10 protein-coding genes are annotated in these 15,985 nt (G+C 63.2%); 4 read left to right on the forward strand and 6 right to left on the reverse strand.

Annotated elements, in window-relative coordinates; translation table 11 throughout:
• The first annotated feature begins 180 nt into the window (after window positions 1-180).
• From AA098_RS29905 to AA098_RS20270, 3 genes are all read left to right on the forward strand, one after another.
• On the forward strand, window positions 181-309 hold the full coding sequence (locus tag AA098_RS29905; RefSeq protein ID WP_003254533.1) for a hypothetical protein: 129 nt from the start codon (window positions 181-183) through the stop codon (window positions 307-309).
• A 157-nt stretch (window positions 310-466) separates the two neighbouring features.
• Window positions 467-4,666: a deaminase domain-containing protein gene (locus tag AA098_RS20265; RefSeq protein ID WP_064614953.1), complete on the forward strand. Its 4,200-nt coding sequence runs from the start codon at window positions 467-469 to the stop codon at window positions 4,664-4,666.
• 90 nt (window positions 4,667-4,756) lie between these two features.
• Window positions 4,757-5,959, forward strand: coding sequence for an MFS transporter (locus tag AA098_RS20270; RefSeq protein WP_064614954.1), 1,203 nt, complete (start codon window positions 4,757-4,759; stop codon window positions 5,957-5,959).
• Window positions 5,960-6,092: 133 nt separating this feature from the next.
• Here the strand turns inward: AA098_RS20270 and AA098_RS20275 are convergent, their stop codons facing one another.
• The gene (locus tag AA098_RS20275) at window positions 6,093-9,113 is read right to left on the reverse strand and encodes an FAD-binding and (Fe-S)-binding domain-containing protein (protein WP_064614955.1); all 3,021 of its coding nucleotides are present in this window, start codon (window positions 9,111-9,113) and stop codon (window positions 6,093-6,095) included.
• A gap of 152 nt (window positions 9,114-9,265) precedes the next feature.
• Here AA098_RS20275 and AA098_RS20280 point away from each other — a divergent pair, with 152 nt between their 5' ends.
• Window positions 9,266-10,150: a LysR substrate-binding domain-containing protein gene (locus AA098_RS20280; RefSeq protein ID WP_003254537.1), complete on the forward strand. Its 885-nt coding sequence runs from the start codon at window positions 9,266-9,268 to the stop codon at window positions 10,148-10,150.
• A gap of 277 nt (window positions 10,151-10,427) precedes the next feature.
• Here the strand turns inward: AA098_RS20280 and AA098_RS20285 are convergent, their stop codons facing one another.
• The 5 genes from AA098_RS20285 to AA098_RS20305 form a co-directional block, all read right to left on the reverse strand.
• Window positions 10,428-11,846 carry an amino acid permease gene (locus tag AA098_RS20285; protein WP_003254538.1) on the reverse strand — a complete coding sequence of 473 codons (1,419 nt, stop codon included), beginning with the start codon at window positions 11,844-11,846 and terminating at the stop codon, window positions 10,428-10,430.
• A 638-nt stretch (window positions 11,847-12,484) separates the two neighbouring features.
• The gene (rluB, locus tag AA098_RS20290; RefSeq protein ID WP_003254539.1) at window positions 12,485-13,552 is read right to left on the reverse strand and encodes a 23S rRNA pseudouridine(2605) synthase RluB; all 1,068 of its coding nucleotides are present in this window, start codon (window positions 13,550-13,552) and stop codon (window positions 12,485-12,487) included.
• A 187-nt stretch (window positions 13,553-13,739) separates the two neighbouring features.
• Window positions 13,740-14,507, reverse strand: coding sequence for an SMC-Scp complex subunit ScpB (scpB, locus tag AA098_RS20295; protein WP_003254540.1), 768 nt, complete (start codon window positions 14,505-14,507; stop codon window positions 13,740-13,742).
• Window positions 14,494-15,234, reverse strand: a complete 741-nt coding sequence (locus AA098_RS20300; RefSeq protein ID WP_162470266.1) for a ScpA family protein — start codon at window positions 15,232-15,234, stop codon at window positions 14,494-14,496. The genes scpB and AA098_RS20300 overlap by 14 nt, the downstream gene beginning before the upstream one ends.
• A 110-nt stretch (window positions 15,235-15,344) precedes the next feature.
• The gene (locus tag AA098_RS20305) at window positions 15,345-15,974 is read right to left on the reverse strand and encodes an L-threonylcarbamoyladenylate synthase (protein WP_003254544.1); all 630 of its coding nucleotides are present in this window, start codon (window positions 15,972-15,974) and stop codon (window positions 15,345-15,347) included.
• Between the last annotated feature and the right edge of the window lie 11 nt (window positions 15,975-15,985).

Here is a 15,985-nt window from a genome sequence, read left to right on the forward strand (position 1 = left end):
CGAAGGGGCCAGAGGCCCCTTTTTTCATGGGGCATATGTGCGCTGTTCGCCCGCAAAACCGACAAACGACCGGGAAAAAAACCAAACTGTCATCCAGACTTGTGTATCCTGCCCCAGCTTTTTGAAGCCACAAACGCGCCTGGCGCAGACTTTTCACTCACACTTGCGAGGAACGACGAGATGCATGAAATCCCGAATCTTCCCTTCCCAAGCCTGAACCCAGAAGAGCCATCCGTGACCGTTCACGCCGAACCGGCAGCTGCCGCCGAGCAGGATGGTGACGATCAATCCAGCGCTGACCAGGAATAACTGCGCATCCCCGACTGTGTGAAAACGGCTGACCTGCGGGCTACCCCCGTCATCACGTTTTCACACCGTCTAAAATCAACGCTGTAACAACCCACTACCACCTGCCCCGCCCCTACCCTACACAGACTCGTGCCTCCAACCGCAAAGAGGCAGAGCCATGTCATCCATCACTGACGCCGCCGACCTACTCGCCCAGATAGACACCCTGGACGCCGAAAGCGTGCGCCTGCACAGCGACCTGTCCGGTCCAATGGACCTGGCCACATCGCTGCGCGAACATTTCAACCAGGCACTGGGCTTCACAGACCTGTTCCCCGTCGACCTGAGCGATCATGACCTGCACCAGCAGCTGACCGAAGCTTTCGCCCGTGAACCGGCGCGTGAGCACTTCAACCGCACCCTGCGACGCCCCGCCGGCAGCCAAGTAGAGGCGAACCTGGTGGCGACCTTGCAGGCAAAACTCGCCCATATCGTGATCACGACAACCGATGCCTCACTGATCGCCGGGTTGAACGAAGGCCTGCCCAATCCATGGCCCTATGCCAGTTGCAGCCTTGCCCAGGCACTCTGGGCTCGGCGGGTGTGCCTGACCCAGCGTGACTGCTTCGTAGCGGCCGCCTTGCTGCTGTACCCCAGTTTGCCAACTCCCCCCCAGCCCCCACGATCGGCCTCCCGTCCACTGGTGCTGGACAACTACCTGGATCTCCCCACACTGGCCAGACACCTGCTGAAGCCTCCAGCCGGTGTTCACCTTGCCGTCCACCTGTTCAACGCCCTCGGTGCGACAGTCTATGCACAAGGCAGGCGTTACCGCCCGCCCACTGCCCGCGAACGGGAGGCAGGCATAACCCCTGATCAAAATGGAAAGGCGTTTCTCCCAGGCCCGGCATTGAATGCGCCAGCCGCTCAAGCGCTCGACGCCGTGCTGCATTCGTCCATGTTCACCCGATGGGCCGGCGAACTGGCCGCCTCGGCAGAATGGGATGCCAGCTCCGATCACTTGGCCTTGGCCGAACAAACCTTGATCGACGTGTTGTACCCACCCGATGACCGCCAGCCGGGGCTGATCATGGCTTTCGAGCTGTTCAGCCCGGACAATGCCACGCTCCCCGTCGAGGAAATCCGCCTTGACCTGATCAACAGTGTGCAAATCCGTCTCGCCTGCACCCCGGCGATTGCGCAACTGGCCGGTGAACTGCTGATGCGCCGCTTCGCGCCCGAACTACTGCTCAGTGGCTACCCGGCCGATTTCAGCTTCGAGCCCGACCTGCGCTGGGCCAGCATCCGCCAGGGAGCCCTGATACTCAGCGCCCGCCAGCAACCGATGACCTTCGACAACGCAGAACAGGTCATGCGCCAGGCCCTGCACGAGGATGACCCTGCTCCCGAAGAAGCACTGCGCAAGACGCTGGCGGTGTGGGCCCCCTTGCGCGGATCATTCGAACTCCCCCCGCCCTGGTCGCACCAGCAATGGCAATTGGCGTTGCATCGCTACCTGGCGGTCAGGGACGTTGAAAGCCTCAATGATCTCCCGGACCGCTTCGAGGAGGCGCGTCGTCAGTTGCTCCAGAGCCGGATAGCGCCCGAGTCGCGCAACGCGGATGGCCAAGTGCACCTGCTGATGTACCTTGACCATGGCGCAGGCTACCGAAGCAATCCCCGCCTGCCGGACGTGACCGCCTGGTATGAAGTGGCCTTCGGCGCTTGGGAACAGCGTGCCACCAACGTCTATCAAGCTATCCTGCACCGCTGCTTGAGCCACCTGCCGGAAGATATCAAGGACCGCCTGCGTGATGGTCCCTGGACCGCCTATGCCGTGACCTGGCCGATCTACGTGGGCCACGATAACCGACCTGAGTACGGCTCCAGCCCCAGAGCGGACTGGCACATGCAGACGGCCACCCAGGGTTTCGTCGTACATGCCCCGGGCACAGAGGGCGATTGGCTTTACGAGCTGTTCCCCGAACGGCTGCACTGGCAAGCGCACTTCATTGCCCACACAGCGCCGACGCGCCTGGCCGAGCAATTGACGCTGCTCTACAGCGAATACAACCAATCACAACTGCCGTGGATCGCTGCCGACTTTCCCGCCTTGCGACAAGTGCTCATCGCCCCCACGCAAGATCGCCTCGACTCACTGGCCAGGCATTACGCCAGCGATATCGCCTTGGGCAATCGGGATGCTTTGCATGCACTGGGCAAAGGCGCTACCCCGCATGAACAATTCCTGGCCAGGCGCCAGTCCGTGAGCACTGGGCGCTACTTGCAACGGTTGTTTTCCAACCTGATACCGGGCTTGAGTTGCCTGAACCCAGAGGTTGGCAGCGATGCACTGGCTTGTGTCCTGGACATCGCCGCGCTGAAAGGCGCGGCAGTCACGCTTGGTGGACGGGCCTTCAAACCATTGGCCAAGCTTCCCGGCGTGCTGGGCCAAAGCGCCAACACCGCACGCCTGAACGCCGCGCGCGCCGCCCGACGCTGGAGCAGCATCCCCGTCACGCCCGACTTCAGCGAGCGCCTTACCCCGCCCAAGCGCTGGCGCAGCGCGCCCGAACTGACGACGGTCGCCCCCGAATCCCGGGAACTCATGACGCAGCGAAGGGTACTGCCGGGCCAGACGCCCGATGCCGTGCTACTTGACCAGATACCCGACAGCCATGGTCCGGTGCCACGCGAGCTACCCGAAACAGCCACACTGATCCCCCGCGACAATGCCACGGTCGATGCAATCATTCATGGCGCCGCCTATCGCCTTCAAACACCGAACACCTCGGGGCTGCTACGTCGGGTTGCGCATGAGCCGCTACTCGGCCAGCCACCCACCGAGGTGCCGCCGCCTTACACCGGCGGCGAAGCGCAAATGGCCCTGAACTTCTCGCCCTTGCCCAATGACGCCGGCACACCCGTATTCGGACAACACGTCAGTCACGCCTTCCAAACCGTGCGGATCGAGCCGGTACCGATTCGTTATCGCCCCCAGCACACACGCTTCGACATCTGGGCGCAGGTCATGGTGCGCGAGGGCAAGGTCGTCGTACACGCCCCTAATCACCCCAGGCGATTGAAAGCCTTGCCCGTCGAAGAAACCCAGTTACGCCTTGGCGTCATCTCGCCTCCCGTGTACCACAGGCGCATCGTGGTCGACCCATCGCCTGAACTACGCTTTGGCTTGCCTGCGGACATGCCGATCGAGCAGGTCAGGCAGATTACCGACTACTGCCCTCCCGTGCGCCTGGGCGGGCTGGCACGGACCATCCCCGACCGCCGCACCCTGCGCGGCGCATTGATCGACTGGCGCGGTGAGCAGTGGTTGATCGTCGAGGCCGATCTGGGGATTTTTTATGGCGCCCCCCATCAGCCCTGGGCATGGCAGACAAGGCTGCTGGATGCCCCGGCACTGCCAGCTTCGCTGCCCCATCCGCCCAGAGGGCTGCGTCGCAGGTTCGAGAGGATCACCGACCACGAGGCCATCGAGCGGTACCTGGAAATCAGCGAAACCTACCGCATCGTCGCCGAACGCCCCAACCTGCAGCGCGATGTCGATAACGTGGTCAGATTGCTGCGCGACTGGATAGAACAAGGGCGAACATGGCAACTCCGCCACCCCTCGCGATTCCTGCAGTTCATCGAAGCCATGGAGTCGCGCCTGCTCCCGGAATACGCGCGCAACATCCTCACGCAGAGCGCGGCCCAGGACGCTTTGGCGGGCCCCGCCAGTCGCGGCATCGCAGCATTGAACCGGGAGATAATCCCGATCTGGAGGCAATTCCACGGCACCAGCGCCGCAGACCGCCAACACATGCTAGGCATACTGGACGATCTGCTACCCGCGCGCGGCGCCACTCACCCTTACACACCGACAGCAGGTGCACAGTCGCTGGACGACAACGCGATGGCCGCCTTGCGTCAGCACCTCTACCCAGTCAACCTGGCCTTTGCCAGCGTCACGCTGAAGGACCATAGCCGCGTGGTGTTCTTCGCCCTGTCAGGCAGCCCTGGCCGGCGCGCATTGCATATCATCCCGACGCCCCGCCTCACACCGGCAGTGGACTACGTCGATGCACGCCAGGTTAACCAGTTTTTCCCACCAGACCCGCGGTTTACCGAGCTGCCAATCCTGCGGCGCGCAGATTTCCTGTGGACGCGCGTCCATAAGCGACATCTCGATGCCGAACGACACATCGCCAGCGCGCTGAACCGCAGACTGCTTCACCGCCACACCGAGGTCGAGCGTATCGATGTCTTCACACTGCTCGACTCCTGTCGCTCCTGTGGCGGCTTCGTCCTGCCGCGCTTGCGGCTGGATTACCCGAAAGCCGAGTTCAGTGTGACCTGGATGCTCGATTACACCAACTGACTACAACCTGACAGCTTCGCCCGCAAACACCCTTGCTGTGGTTAAGATGGCGGCACACACTGCCATCCTTACCGCAGCAACGGATCCCCAATGCCAGCACGCAGTCCCACATCCCTTGCCGTCACTGGGCAAGTCGTCTCCATCGTCCTGTTCACCTTCATCGGCTACCTGAACATCGGCATCCCCTTGGCCGTGTTGCCCGGCTATGTGCACAACGACCTGGGTTTCAGTGCCGTGGTCGCCGGCCTGGTGATCAGCGTGCAGTACCTCGCGACGCTGCTCAGCCGCCCTGGCGCCAGCCGCATCATCGACAACCACGGCAGCAAGAAGGCGGTCATGTACGGACTGGCTGGCTGCGGGCTCAGCGGGGTATTCATGCTGGCCTGCGCCTTCCTCACTCACCTACCTTGGCTGAGCCTGGCTTGCCTGCTGGCCGGTCGCCTGGTGCTGGGCAGCGCCGAAAGCCTGGTAGGCTCGGGTGCGATCGGCTGGGGCATTGGCCGGGTGGGTGCCGCAAACACGGCCAAGGTCATCTCCTGGAACGGCATCGCCAGCTACGGTGCGCTGGCCATCGGCGCCCCACTGGGCGTGCTGATGGTCAAAGGCCTCGGGCTGTGGAGCATGGGTGTGAGCATCATCCTGCTGTGCATACTCGGTTTGCTGCTGGCCTGGCCCAAGCAGGCCGCCCCCATCGTCAGCGGTGTACGCCTGCCGTTCCTGCGGGTGCTGGGCAAGGTATTTCCGCATGGCTCGGGGCTTGCCCTGGGCTCGATCGGCTTTGGCACCATCGCCACCTTCATCACCCTTTACTACGCAAGCCGTGGCTGGGCCAATGCGGCGCTGACCCTGAGCCTGTTCGGCGCCAGTTTCATCAGCGCACGGCTGCTCTTTGGCAACCTGATCAATCGCATCGGTGGCTTCAGGGTGGCGATCGCCTGCCTGTCGGTGGAAACGCTTGGGCTGTTGATGCTGTGGCTGGCACCCAACGCCGAACTGGCCTTGGCGGGGGCTGCACTGAGTGGGTTTGGTTTCTCGCTGGTGTTTCCGGCATTGGGCGTGGAGGCGGTGAACCAAGTGTCGGCAGCTAACCGCGGGGCAGCGGTGGGGGCGTATTCGCTGTTCATCGACTTGTCACTGGGGGTGACCGGGCCATTGGTCGGTGCGGTGGCGGCGGGGTTCGGCTTCGCTTCGATGTTTCTGTTCGCGGCGGCTGCGGCAGCGTGTGGGTTGGTATTGAGCCTCTATTTGTACCGCCAGGGGCGTCGGGACAGGGACCGTACAACAGCAGCCTGAAAGCCGGTGCCGGCCTCTTCGCGGCCCACCCCGCCCCTGCAGGGTTGACGCGCCAGCCTGGCGTGCACGATCCCCCCGTAGGAGCGGGTTCACCCGCGAAGGGCTGCAAAGCAGCCCCCAAAGGCCCAGAACCTTAGCGCTGAGCGTACTGCAACACCACCTCAAGCGGGTGACGCATCTTCCGCTCGGTCATGCGCTTGACCTGGCTACGGCACGAATAACCGGTCGCCAGCGGCTCCCCGTCCTTGTCCAGCTTGGTCGCCCAGCTCTGCTCGAATATGGTCCGCGAGGTTTCCTGGTTGCGAGCTTCGTGCCCATAGGTACCGGACATACCGCAGCAACCCGTGGCCTCGGTCACCAGCTTCAGCCCCAGACGGGCGAACACCTGCTCCCACTGCCGGGTGCTGGCCGGCACGTTGGTCTTCTCGGTGCAGTGCGCCATCAGGCGGAAGCTGCCCGGTGCGGTAGGCGCCTGCTCGGGCAGCACATCCATCAACCATTCCTGCGGCAGCAGCACCTGCGGGCAACCCTCCAGGCCTGGCACCTTCTGGTACTCCTGGCGATACACCAGCGTCATCGCCGGGTCCAGCCCCACCAGCGGCACACCGCAATCGGCCAGGGCCTTGAGCTGCGTGGCGTTGCGGATCGCTGCCTTGGCAAACGCGCCAAGGAAACCCTGTACGTGCAACGGCTTGCCGTTGGCGCTGTACGGCGCCAGGAATACCCGGTGACCCAGGCGGTGGGCAAGGTCGATGAAGGCCGACAGCAGCGGTGTTTCGAAGTAGCGGGTGAAGGCGTCCTGCACCAGCACGATGCTGCGCTCGCGCTGGGCCGGGGTCAGCTCGCGCAGGGCCGGCACCGTGGCCATGCCAACGCGGCAACGGGTCAGGGTAGCCTGGAAGTTGAAGCGGCTGATCAGCGGGCTGTCGACCATGCCCACCTTGTCGGCCAGCAGTTGGCTCACCCACTTCGAACCCATCACCGCGTTGTACAGCCCCGGTGCGTGCGCCAGGTAGGGGATGGTGAACTCGAGCGAGCCGATCAGGTAGTCACGCAGCGGGCGCTGGTAGCGACCGTGGTACAGCTCGAGGAAGCGCGAGCGGAAGTCCGGCACATTGACCTTGATCGGGCACTGCCCGGCGCACGACTTGCACGCCAGGCAGCCAGCCATGGCGTCGTACACTTCATGGGAGAAGTCTTCCTGGCCCTGGTTGCGCGCGCGGTTGTTGCGCAGACGCGCCGGCAGGCCCTTGAGCCACGACACCTTGTTGCGCGCCGCAGCCAGCACATCGATGTTCGCCTCGCCCTGCAGGCGCAGCCACTCGCGCATCAGCGAGGCGCGGCCCTTGGGCGAATGCTGGCGTTCGCGGGTAGCCTTCCACGACGGGCACATGGCGTCGTTGGGGTCATAGTTGTAACAGGCGCCATTGCCGTTGCAGTGCACGGCGCTGGAGAAGTCCTGCCATACGCGCTCGTCAATGGTACGGTCAAGGTCGCCGCGCAGGGTCACGCCATCGACCGGGGTCAGGCCCTCGGCGCTGCCCAATGGCGTGCAGATCTTGCCCGGGTTGAGCTGGTTGTGCGGGTCAAAGGCGCCCTTCAGGCGCTGCAACGCCGGGTACAGCTCACCGAAGTACTCAGGCACGTATTCCGAGCGCAGGCCCTTGCCGTGCTCACCCCACAGCAGGCCGCCATAGCGCTTGGTCAGCGCGGCAACGGCGTCGGAAATCGGCTTGACCAGCGCGGCCTGCGCCGGGTCTTTCATGTCCAGTGCCGGGCGCACGTGCAGCACGCCGGCATCGACGTGGCCAAACATGCCGTAGGCCAGGCCGTAGCCATCGAGCAGTGCGCGGAAGTCGGCGATGTAGTCGGCCAACTGCTCTGGCGGTACCGCGGTGTCCTCCACGAACGGCTGCGGGCGCACTTCGCCTTCGACGTTGCCCAGCAGGCCCACCGAACGCTTGCGCATGGTATAGACGCGGGTGACTGCCTCGGCGCCTTCGGCCAAGGTGTGGCCCAGGCGCTCGACGCTGGTGTCGCTTTGCAGGTGCTGGATGAACGCCTGCACCTTGGCGTTGACCTCGGCCGGCTCGTCGCCGCAGAACTCCACCAGGTTGATGCCCAGCGTGGGGCGCTCGGGGTCCGCCGGGAAATACTCGGCAACGCTGTGCCAGACGATGTCCTTCATCGCCAGCATCAGCACCTTGGAGTCGACCGTCTCGATCGACAGCGGCTTGTGCGCCATCAGCGCGTTGGCATCACGCAGCGCATCCATGAAGCTGGTGTAGCGTACGTTGACCAGCACCGCATATTTGGGAATCGGCAGCACGTTGAGCTTGGCTTCGACCACGTAGCCCAGCGAGCCCTCGGCGCCGCACAGCACGCTGTTGAGGTTGAAGCGGCCCTGCTCGTCGCGCAGGTGCGCCAGGTCGTAGCCGGTCAGGCAACGGTTGAGCTTGGGAAAGGTGGTTTCAATCAGTTCGGCCTGGGTTTCCTGAATTTCCCGGGCCATGCGGTACACCTCGCCGACCCGGCCCGGCGCGGCGCAGGCCTGCTCCAGCGCAGCATCGTCGATCGGCAGGCTGTGCAGGCGTTCGCCACCGAGCAGCACGCTGTGCAGCTCCAGCACGTGGTCGCGGGTTTTGCCGTAGGTGCAACTGCCCTGGCCACTGGCATCCGTGTTGATCATGCCGCCGACCGTGGCGCGGTTGGAGGTGGACAGCTCAGGGGCGAAGAACAGCCCGTGCGGCTTGAGCGCAGCATTGAGCTGGTCCTTGACCGTGCCGGCCTGTACCCGCACCCAGCGCTCTTGCACGTTGATTTCGAGAATGTTGTTCATGTGCCGCGACAGGTCAACGACGATACCGTCGGTCAGCGACTGGCCGTTGGTGCCGGTGCCACCACCGCGGGGGGTCAGCTTGACCTGCTGGAAGCGCGGTTCACCCATTAGCGTGGCGACCCGCGCCACATCGTCGGCATCCAGCGGGAACACCGCCGCCTGCGGCAAGCGCTGGTAGATCGAGTTGTCGGTGGCCAGTACCGTGCGGGTTGCGTAGTCGGCACTGATCTGGCCACGGAAGCCGCTGTTGCGCAGGGCTTCGAGGAATTCGGGGTAATTGGCGCTCGGTGCAACGGTGGACAGCTGGGCGATCATCGAAGGATGGCCTCTTGATATTGGCTAAATCACGGGATCCCTGTCGCCCCGGCATGGGTTGAGGCATGCAGGGATGACGTATAGGCCAATGTTCCTGTAGTTTCGCGTCAGGGGCAAACGGATAATCCTGCCGCTATCAATGACTTTTATGAATGAATTACCGCCACCTGACCCCATCCATGTCACTGCTGCTGGCTTTCGAGGCCGCCGCCCGGCATGAAAGCTACACCCGTGCCGCCGCCGAACTGTCGCTGACCCAAAGCGCGGTCAGCCGCCAGGTGCAAGCCTTGGAGCAGCAGTTGGGCCTGACCCTGTTCCGCCGCGAGGGGCGCCAGGTGCAGTTGACCGATGTCGGCCGCCTGTACCAGCGCGAGCTCAGCGAGGCACTGGGGCGCATCCGCAGCGCCACCTTGCAGGCACTGGCCTATCAATCGGGGGTAGGCACCTTGCGCCTGGCTACCCTGCCAACCTTCGGCTCGAAATGGCTGTTGCCGAGGCTGCATGCGTTCTACAGCGCTCACCCAGGCATGCTGGTGCACATTCATTCACGCATTGAAACCATCAACTTCGACACCAGCGAAATCGATGCCGCCATCGGCGTGGCCAGCCACGACTTGCCGGGGCTTGTCTGCCATCGCCTGCATGCCGAGGAGCTGGTGGTGATCTTGCCGCCGGAGGCCGGCGTCGGCAGCCAGGGCTGGAGCCCGGCGCGGATCAGTGAAGAGGTGCTGCTGAATGTGGCCAACAACCCGCATGCGTGGGGTGAGTGGTTTTCCCACCATGGCTTGCCGCACCGGGCGATGCGGCTGGGGCCTAGCTTCGAGCTGACCTCGCACCTGATCCAGGCGGTACGTGCCGGGATCGGGATCGGGCTGGTGCCGCGCATATTGGTGGAGGAGGAACTGGCCAAGGGCGAGCTGTACAGCCCGGGTGTGGCGTTTGCCAGCCAGCGTAGTTATTACCTGATCTACCCGCCGAGGAATGAGGCGCTGCCGTCGCTGCGGGCATTCAGGGGGTGGTTGCTGGAGCAGATCTGATTGTTGGCGGGATCACCTGACCTGAGGCCAACGCTGCACCTGTAGGAGCGGGTTCACCCGCGAAAGGGCCGGGCCTGCTGGCCAATCTTCACCTTCCGCTCACCGTTCCCGCCGCTACCGTATTCGCGGGTAAACCCGCGCCTACAAGGGTTACGCAAGCCTCAGGCATACCAGGTCGTTGTAGGAGCGGGTTTACCCGCGAAGAGGCCCGCACAGGCAACAAAAAACCCGAAGCCAGCCACCTGACTCCGGGTTTTCGCATACCGCTTATGGCGCCTTACTTGGCCACAGTCTCAACAGCACCGCCCGCATTCACCTGGCGACGCGACTTGACCATGTACACCGCCAACATCGCAAGCAGCCACACCGGGATCGCATACACCGACACCTGGATGCCCGGGATCATCAGCATGATGCCCAGAATCAGCACCACGAAAGCCAGTACCACATAGTTGCCGTACGGGTACCACAGCGCCTTGAACAGCGGCTTCTGGCCGGTACGGTCGAGGTGCTGACGGAACTTCAGGTGCGAGTAGCTGATCATCGCCCAGTTGATCACCAGGGTGGCCACGACCAGCGACATCAGCAGCTCCAGCGCGTTTTGCGGCATCAGGTAGTTCAGCAGCACGGCGACGAAGGTCACGGCAGCCGACACCAGGATCGAACGCACTGGCACGCCCCGCTTGTCGACCTTGGCCAGCGACGCCGGGGCATCGCCCTGCTCGGCCATACCCAGCAGCATGCGGGCGTTGCAGTAGGTGCCACTGTTGTACACCGACAGCGCCGCAGTCAGCACCACGAAGTTCAGCAGGTTGGCAGCCACGTCACTGCCCAGCAGCGAGAACACTTGCACGAACGGGCTGCTGCCGTAGCTGCCACCCGAGGCGTCGATGCTGGCGACCAGGTTGTCCCACGGGGTCAGCGACAGCAGCACCACCAACGCACCGACATAGAAGATCAGGATGCGGTAGATGACCTGGTTGATCGCTTTGGGGATCACGGTCTTTGGCTTGTCGGCCTCGGCGGCGGTGAAGCCGAGCATTTCCAGGCCACCAAAGGAAAACATGATGAAAGCCAAGGCCATTACCAGCCCGCTGACGCCGTTGGGGAAGAAACCGCCATGTGACCACAGGTTGGCCACGGTGGCTTCAGGGCCGCCGCTGCCGCTGGTCAGCAGGTAGGCACCCAGGCCGATCATGCTGACGATGGCGACCACTTTGATGATGGCGAACCAGAATTCGGCTTCACCGAAGAACTTCACGTTCATCAGGTTGATGGCGTTGATCAGCACGAAGAAGGCTGCCGCCGTGACCCAGGTGGGGATCTCCGGCCACCAGTAGTGAACATACTTGCCGACCGCCGAAAGCTCCGACATACCCACCAGGATATACAGCACCCAGCAGTTCCAGCCCGACAGGAAGCCGGCGAAACCACCCCAGTAGGTGTGGGCGAAATGGCTGAACGAGCCGGCCACCGGCTCTTCGACGATCATTTCACCCAGCTGGCGCATGATCATGAAGGCGATGAAGCCGCAGATGGCGTAGCCAAGAATCATCGACGGGCCGGCGGATTTCATCACGCCAGCCGAGCCGAGGAACAGGCCGGTACCAATCGCACCGCCGAGGGCGATCAACTGGATATGGCGGTTCTTCAGGCCCCGCTTTAGCTCGCCTGAATGCATGTTTTGTCCACTCATGAACGAAGTCACCTGCATTGTTTTTATCTGTGACGGAATCGGACCCACCGCGCTCGTGGCGCAGCGGAATGGGCAAGGTGGTTACCTTGGGTTTCTTGACCTCAGGTGCCGCCGGAGCAGGTCAACCAGGCGTGATCAAGAGTGCGCGGTACGCAAGAGGGTCACAGGTAAAACGCGGCGCACTGTATACCCCTGCAAACGCGCAGGCGTCAACGCGTTGCATCGTTTCCTCGGGAAAAAACGCAGCGTTCCTGTGGTTCAGGCCTTCAAAGGCGAAGTGATCGGCGTACATGGCGCCTCCATTTGTTGTTTTGTCAGCCCGGCTCTTTGGACGGGCTCCTGCACAAGGCAATGGCGGCTATAACACCGTGGGGACGGGGGTTTGGGCAAGGGTGGCTGGCGCCATGGCGACGGCTTTGGCACAGGGGCGCCGGCAAGGTTTGTTTACACGATCGGGCTTGATCTGAAATGCGGACTGAAAACGGCCACATTCGTACAGATTTCTTTACAAGGCGGTTCAAGAACTTGCCAGTCGTCCGAAAAATTCTTTTTGTTCAATATCTTGGGCTTGGTCCACATTCGCGCAGGCATAAAAAAACCAGCCCGAAGGCTGGTTCCTTGATGACCACACTGGCTTATCAGCCACGCGGCTTGCCGCGACCACGGCCTGCCGGCTTGTCGCCATCAGGCTTGCCCGGACGCTTGCGCATCTCGCTCGGGCGCTCAGCCACCGTGCTGCCACGGGTGGGTTTACGCGGCGCTTCTTCACGCGGCTGACGCGCCGGGCGTTCGCCAGTAGCGGCACCTTCGTGAGCCGGGCGCAGGTTGCGCACGCGCTCGCCACGGCCCAGCGGGCGGGTCGACTTGCGCTGCAGGCGCTCCATCTTGTCCTTGGCCTTGAGTTTCATGGCTGGCAGCGCGACCGGCTGCAGGCCCACTTCGGCGGCGAGGATGTCGATTTCGCCCTGGGTCATTTCGCGCCAGCGGCCCATCGGCAGGTCCGAATTGAGGAACACCGGGCCGAAACGCACACGCTTCAGGCGGCTGACCACCATGCCCTGGGATTCCCACAGGCGACGCACCTCACGGTTACGACCTTCCATCACCACGCAGTGGTACCAGTGGTTGAAGCCTTCGCCACCCGGTGCCTTCTGGATATCGGTGAACTTGGCCGGGCCGTCTTCCAGCATTACGCCGGCTTTCAGGCGCTCGATCATCTCGTCGTCGACTTCACCACGCACACGTACCGCGTACTCACGGTCCATCTCGTAGGACGGGTGCATCAGGCGGTTGGCCAGTTCACCGTCGGTGGTGAACAGCAGCAAGCCAGTGGTGTTGATGTCGAGACGGCCGATGTTGATCCAGCGGCCTTCTTTTGGCCGTGGCAAGCGATCGAACACGGTCGGACGGCCTTCCGGGTCGTCACGGGTGCAGATTTCGCCGTCGGGTTTGTTGTACATGATCACCCGGCGGGTGGCCTCGGCGGCCTCCTCGCGCTTGATCAGCTTGCCGTCCACGGCGATGGCGTCGTGCAGGTCGACGCGCTGGCCAAGGGTGGCCTCGACGCCGTTGACCTTGATGCGACCCTGGCTGATCCAGGCCTCGACATCACGCCGCGAGCCCACGCCAATGCGCGCCAGCACTTTCTGCAGCTTTTCGCCGGATGGCGGGGTGATTTCGGTTTCTTTCAGGTCTTGCTCACTCATCTGGGCACCTCCCGGTGTAGGAATGAAAACAGGTTTCTGGCGACGAACGCGCCAAAAGGCCGCGCATCATACGCGGTTCATCAGGGGAACGCACTGGAGGGTAGAGGGTTTTGTGGGGCTGGGCATGATTTTCTGCCCAATGGGCTTTGTGCTGGCCGCTCCGCGGGCAGCACAGGCAGCAGATCAATCAGGGCTGTGCCTTGTTCTCTTCCTCCACCGAAGGCTCAGGCTCTTCTCCCCGCAAATCATCAAAATCGGTTTTCAAACCGTCTTCCATGGCATCCAGCTCCACCAACAGGCTACGGAAGCTGGTCTCCTCTCTCGGCTCACCAACCTCCTCTTCCCCAAGGCTGGCATCCGCCAACGCCTGCAGGTGCGCAGGCACCGGCGCATCATCCGGGTCAAGTTGCGGCGCTGGTTCCATTTCGCGCAGCTCGGCCAAGGCCGGCAGGTCCTCAAGGCTCTTGAGGTTGAAATGATCGAGAAACGCCTTGGTGGTGGCGAACATCGCCGGCCGGCCGGGCACTTCGCGGTAGCCGACTACGCGAATCCACTCGCGCTCCATCATGGTCTTGATGATATTGCTGTTCACCGCAACGCCCCGCACGTCCTCGATTTCACCACGGGTGATCGGCTGGCGGTAGGCAATCAGGGCCAGTGTCTCAAGCAGCGCTCGCGAATAGCGCTGCGGGCGCTCTTCCCACAGGCGCCCGACCCAAGGGGCATAAACCTCGCGAATCTGCAGGCGATAGCCGCTGGCCACCTCCTTGAGCTCGAACGCACGCCCATTGCACGACTTGCCCAGCACCTCCAGGGCCTGCCTGAACACCTTGGGCTCGGGGCGCTCGGCTTCCTCGAACAGCTCGTACAGGCGCTCAAGGGATTGCGGCTTGCCCGAAGCGAGCAAGAAGGCTTCGATCAGCGACGCCAGGTCGCGGGGTTCATTCAGGTTCATCGGGTTCTTCAACTGGCGCCGGGCGAAGCCGCACGTGAATGGCGGCGAAAGGTTCATTCTGCACAAGTTCGATCAGCGATTCCTTCACCAGTTCGAGAATGGCCATGAAGGTCACCACCACACCGAGCTTGCCCTCCTCGGCAGCAAACAGCGCGATGAACGGCACAAAGGCACCGCCCTTGAGACGCTCCAGCACCTGGCTCATGCGCTCGCGGGTGGACAAGGTCTCACGGGTGATCTGATGGCTTTCGAACAGGTCGTTGCGGCGCATCACCTCGGCCATGGACATCAGCAGCTCTTCCAGGCTGACCTGAGGCAACAGCTTGCGTACCTTGGCCTGCGGCGCTTCCAGGCGCGGCACCACCACCTCGCGCCCGACCCGTGGCAATTCGTCGATGCCCTCGGCGGCGGCCTTGAAGCGCTCGTACTCCTGCAGGCGGCGGATCAGCTCGGCGCGAGGGTCACCCTCCTCCTCCTCGACGTCGGCGGAACGCGGCAGCAGCATGCGTGACTTGATCTCGGCCAGCATGGCAGCCATCACCAGGTATTCGGCAGCCAGTTCAAGGCGCACGCTTTTCATCAGCTCCACATAGCCCATGTACTGCCGGGTGATCTCGGCCACAGGGATGTCGAGGATGTCGATATTCTGCTTGCGGATCAGGTACAGCAACAGGTCCAGCGGGCCTTCGAACGCTTCGAGGATGACTTCAAGGGCGTCCGGCGGGATGTACAGGTCCAGCGGCAGCTCGGTCAGGGCTTCGCCATAGACCAGCGCCAACTGCAGTTGCCGAGGCGCTTCGACCCGTTCGGCCGGCGCCTCAGGCGCTTCCAGCTGGCTCACGCGTTGACCAGGAACGGCGTGGGGTCGCCACAACCTTCGCGGATCAGTTCCGGCTCGTCGCCGGACAGGTCGATGATGGTCGACGCCTTGAGGTCGCCAAACCCGCCATCGATCACCAGGTCAACATGGTGCTCCAGCCGTTCACGGATCTCATAAGGGTCGGTCATCGGCTCGCTGTCGCCCGGCAGGATCAGGCTGACGCTCATCAGTGGCTCGCCCAACTCGGCCAGCAAGGCCAGGGTGATGGCGTGGTCCGGTACACGCAGCCCGATGGTGCGACGCTTATCGTGCAACAGCAGACGCGGCACTTCACGCGTGCCGTTGAGAATGAAGGTGTAAGGCCCCGGTACATGCGCCTTCAGCATGCGGAAGGTGCCGGTGTCGACCTTCGCATACAACCCCAGTTGCGACATGTCGCAGCACATCAGGGTGAAGTTGTGCGTCTTGTCCAGCCCGCGCAGGCGTCGCACCCGCTCGATTGCCGACTTGTCGCCTATCTGGCAACCCAGCGCATAGGCCGAGTCCGTCGGATACACCACCACGCCCCCCTTGCGGATGATCTCGACGGCCTGTTTTATCAGACGCGCCTGTGGGTTCTCCGGATGAATCTGGAAAAATTGGCTCACGTAATCGTCCT

The organism is Pseudomonas sp. JY-Q (assembly GCF_001655295.1).
Classification (GTDB): Bacteria; Pseudomonadota; Gammaproteobacteria; order Pseudomonadales; family Pseudomonadaceae; genus Aquipseudomonas; species Aquipseudomonas alloputida.